Raw genomic sequence first — 3913 nt, 5'->3', positions numbered from 1 at the left:
GAACAGTCGTTCGCTCAGGCCGCCACGACGTCGGCTGAATAACGCAGTTCGCGCAATGGTTTGACCCGGCTGGTCGTCTCGGAATAGAGCGGATGCGCCTTGTAGGCGGCCAGCGCCGCGTCGTCCTCGAATTCGGCATAGACGACCACGTCGATCGCGTTGGAGAACAGATCGACCTTGGTGTTGAGCGTCACTTCGAAATGCTTCGAGTGCGGAATCTTGCCCAATTCCTGCAGGCCCGATCGCACGGTCTCCACATCCTCCTTGTGCCGCACGCTGAAGAAAACGATGTGCCGGATCAAACCAGCCTCCTTGATCGTCATTTCAGGCGTGTTTTGTGGGAGCAAGGGCGCAGCGTCAACCGGCAACGATGTCGCGCCCGCCTTGCGGTTGCCGGGGCGTTAGGCCGCTCCGGTGACGTATCGCACGATGCGCGACATCTCCCTGATTGTTACGTCGAGGTAGTGGCCCTGATTGTAGAGGCCATCCCAGATCAGGAAGAAGGTGATGGCGCAGATGACGATGACGTAACGCATGGCTGAAACTATCGTATAGCGATTCCGCTGCAGGCGGCCATTTTCCCGCGGATTGTTGGCTCCAGATCCATCCTCGGCCTGCCCCTTGAAGTTCCTGCTGATGCCGTGGAAGATTGTGCCGGCAATTCAACGGCAAGCTCTGCAGTTCCGGTCGTGGCGACTGCGTTCGAGCCTGATGAATGGACCATGAGAGGGGTGGGGCCGGCGATGCGCGGGCTTCACGAAAGTCGGGGGCAGGAAATGGCTTTCAAGCAAGATCCTGGCATTGCGTCTGGCGATGCGGTGCTGCTTGACGAATTGAATTTCGCCGAGATCGTCAAGGGATTGCCGGCCAAGGCGCGCATGGTACTTTTGGCGGCCATGAACCTGCCGCGCGGCTCGCTCAAGGTCAGGATGCCGGACGGCCGCGCTGTCCTCGTCGGCGGCAAGGCGCCAGGTCCCGATGCCGAACTGGTGCTGAAGAACTGGCGTCTGCCCGGACGCGCCTTCTCCGGCGGCACGATCGGTCTTGCAGAATCCTACATGGACGGCGATTGGGACAGCCCGGACGTCACCAGCTTCCTCGAGCTGTTCGTGGTCAATTCCGCCCTCGGCGAGAAGGTCGCCGGCGGCGCCAACTGGCTCATCAACGCCGTCCAGCGCATCCGCCATTGGTTCAACGAAAACACGCATACCGGGTCGCGACGCAACATCTCGGCGCACTACGATCTCGGCAACGCCTTCTACGAGAAATGGCTGGATCCGAGCATGACCTATTCGTCGGCGCTTTATGCGACGGGCGCCAACGATCTCGAAAGCGCCCAGGCCGCCAAATATCGCGCGCTGGCAAAAGATACCGGCATCGGCAGGAAGGACCATGTGCTGGAGATAGGCTGCGGCTGGGGCGGCTTTGCCGAATTCGCCGCGCGCGAGATCGGTTGCCGCGTCACCGGATTGACCATCAGCCGCGAACAGCATGACTTCGCCAAAGCGCGTATCCAGAAAGCCGGGCTTGCCGACAAGGTCGACATCAAGCTGCAGGATTATCGAGACGAGACCGGCACTTACGACCGGATCGCATCGATCGAGATGTTCGAGGCGGTCGGCGAGAAATACTGGCCGGTGTTCTTCGGCAAGATGAAGACCTGCCTGAAGCCCGGCGGCACGGCCGGCCTGCAGATCATCACCATCAACGAGGCCGCCTACGAGGCGTATCGCGCGCGCCCCGATTTCATCCAGCGCTATGTCTTCCCTGGCGGCATGCTGCCGACACCCTCGATCCTCAAGGCTCTCGGCAAGGATCACGGCCTCGCGCATCTGCGCGAGCGCGTCTTCCCGCAGGACTATGCCCGCACGCTCGCCGAGTGGCGCCAGCGCTTCTGGGGCTCGTGGGAAAAGATCGTCCCGCTCGGCTTCGACGAGCGCTTCAAGAAGCTCTGGGAGTTCTATCTGCACTATTGCGAAGCCGGCTTCCGCGCCAGCTACATCGATGTCCGCCAGGTGGTCTATAAGGCCTAGCATCCGCAACACCGTGCGAGCACGCGGTGTTCGGCTGCCGGCGACGTTGTTGCCGCACCAGCCGTCAAAGAGCGATGCGGTACTTGGCAAAACCCCCATCACCCTCACCCGCCGGCTCGATCTTCAGCGACTTCACCTCTGCGATGAAATCCTTTGCCCTGAGCCCAGTCTCGAACACCACGCTGGTTCCAGGCAGCGGCGCGAACGACCAGTTGCCGTCGGCCGACGGATTGATCGTGCCCTCGCTGATGACATAGCGCACGATCACGTCGCGGTTGGTGTCCGGCGCCTCATAGATGATCTTCGAAGCGTTTATGTCCGGGAAATTGCCGCCGCCGCCGGCGCGGTAGTTGTTGGTTGCAACGACGAATTTCTGTGCAGGATCAATCGGTTTGCCGTCGAACATCAGGTCGACGATGCGGCTGGATCCGGCATTCGCCAGCCCGCCCTTGGCATCGTATTTCGGCGGCTGCGACAGGTCTATCCTGTAGGCGACGCCGTCGATCACGTCGAAATTGTAGGATGGGAAGTCGGTGTTGATGAGTGGCTGGTCGGCCCTGCCCGGTTCGATCCGGTTGAAGATGCCGACCGACATCTCCAGCCATTCCTTGACCTGCGCGCCGGTGATTTCGACGGCCCGCACGGTGTTGGGATAGAGATAGAGGTCGGCGACGTTCTTGATGGCGATGTCGCCCACCGGCACGTCGGTGTAGTAGTCGGCGCCGCTGCGTCCGCCGGCCTTGAAGGGCGCCGCCGCCGAGAGCAGCGGCACGTCCTTCCATTGCGTGCTCTTCAGTATGTCCTTGAGATACCAGCTCTGCGCTTGGTTGACGATCTGCACCGACGGATCGTCGGCGACGAGGGCGAAATAGGAATAGAACGGCGCCGAGGTCTTGCCGACGGGGCGGCGCACATAGGCGAGCGTCGCCTCATGGTCCTGTTCGAGCGCGGCGATGATGCGCCGGTCGTCGCCAACCGTCGCCTTGTTCTTGCTGTCGACCCGCTCATAGATCGGCCGCGCCTCGGACGTCGCGGAAACCACCCTCCACTTCGAGCCGTCGCGCTCCAGAAGCAGATCGATAAGGCCCATATGCGAGCCCCAGAAGCCGCCCATCACCGCCGGCTTGCCCTGCAGCGTGCCCTTGCCGGTATCGACACCGTCCAGCGCCTGGAAATCCTTCTTGCCGGGAAAGACGAGATGCTGGTGGCCGGTGAAGACGGCGTCGATGCCGTCGACGCCGGCGACGAAGAAGGAGGCATTCTCCATCATCTCGCCCTGCTTGATGTCGATGCCGGAATGGGAGAGCGCAATCACGATGTCGGCCCCCGCCTCCCTGATCTCGGGCACCCAGGCCTTGGCCGCCTCGACGATGTCGCGCGTTTTCACATTGCCTTCGAGGTTCTTCAGGTCCCAGACCATGATCTGCGGCGGGACGAAGCCGATGATGCCGATCCTGATCGGCTGCTCGGCGCCCGACCCGTCCTTGATCTTCCTGTCGAGGATGACATAGGGCTTGAGGTAGAGCCTGTCGTCGCGCGGGTTGGCGGCAAGCGTCGTGCCGCGGATCAGGTTGGCGCAGACGAAGGGAAAATTGGCGCCGGCCAGCACCTTGTCCAGGAACGACAGGCCGTAGTTGAATTCGTGATTGCCGAGCGTCGAGCATTCGTAGCCGAGCAGGTTCATGCCCTTCATGATCGGATGCAGGTCGCCATCCTTCAGGCCCTTCTCGTAGGCGACGTAGTCGCCCATCGGGTTGCCCTGCAGAAGGTCGCCATTGTCGATCAGCATCGCATTGGTGGCTTCCTTGCGAACCGCGTCGATCAGCGAGGCGGTGCGTGACAGGCCCATCGTGTCGTTCGCCTTGTCGGCGTAGTAGTCA

4 protein-coding genes are annotated in these 3913 nt (G+C 61.9%); 1 reads left to right on the top strand and 3 read right to left on the bottom strand.

The window, feature by feature from the left end; all coding sequences use genetic code 11:
* Nucleotides 1-14: 14 nt before the first annotated feature.
* Nucleotides 15-302: a Dabb family protein gene (locus EOA33_RS27075; RefSeq protein WP_126054639.1), complete on the bottom strand. Its 288-nt coding sequence runs from the start codon at nt 300-302 to the stop codon at nt 15-17.
* A gap of 99 nt (nt 303-401) precedes the next feature.
* On the bottom strand, nt 402-536 hold the full coding sequence (locus EOA33_RS41380) for a hypothetical protein (RefSeq protein ID WP_281033049.1): 135 nt from the start codon (nt 534-536) through the stop codon (nt 402-404).
* 240 nt (nt 537-776) lie between these two features.
* Here EOA33_RS41380 and EOA33_RS27070 point away from each other — a divergent pair, with 240 nt between their 5' ends.
* Entirely contained in the window at nt 777-2033 is a 1257-nt protein-coding gene (locus EOA33_RS27070) for a cyclopropane-fatty-acyl-phospholipid synthase family protein (RefSeq protein WP_127407034.1), read from the top strand.
* Between the two features lie 64 nt (nt 2034-2097).
* Here the strand turns inward: EOA33_RS27070 and EOA33_RS27065 are convergent.
* Nucleotides 2098-3913: bifunctional 2',3'-cyclic-nucleotide 2'-phosphodiesterase/3'-nucleotidase (locus EOA33_RS27065; protein WP_127407033.1), on the bottom strand; the 1816-nt coding region annotated here is incomplete at its 5' end.

It is taken from the genome of Mesorhizobium sp. M4A.F.Ca.ET.050.02.1.1 (genome assembly GCF_003997725.1).
Lineage (GTDB): Bacteria > Pseudomonadota > Alphaproteobacteria > Rhizobiales > Rhizobiaceae > Mesorhizobium.
This window is presented reverse-complemented; position numbering and strand designations above follow the sequence as displayed.

Excerpts from the sequence above, each read along its gene's own strand:
- EOA33_RS41380 (WP_281033049.1), bottom strand. The coding sequence starts at position 536 with ATGCGTTACGTCATCGTCATCTGCGCCATCACCTTCTTCCTGATCTGG.
- EOA33_RS27070 (WP_127407034.1), top strand. The coding sequence starts at position 777 with ATGGCTTTCAAGCAAGATCCTGGCATTGCGTCTGGCGATGCGGTGCTG.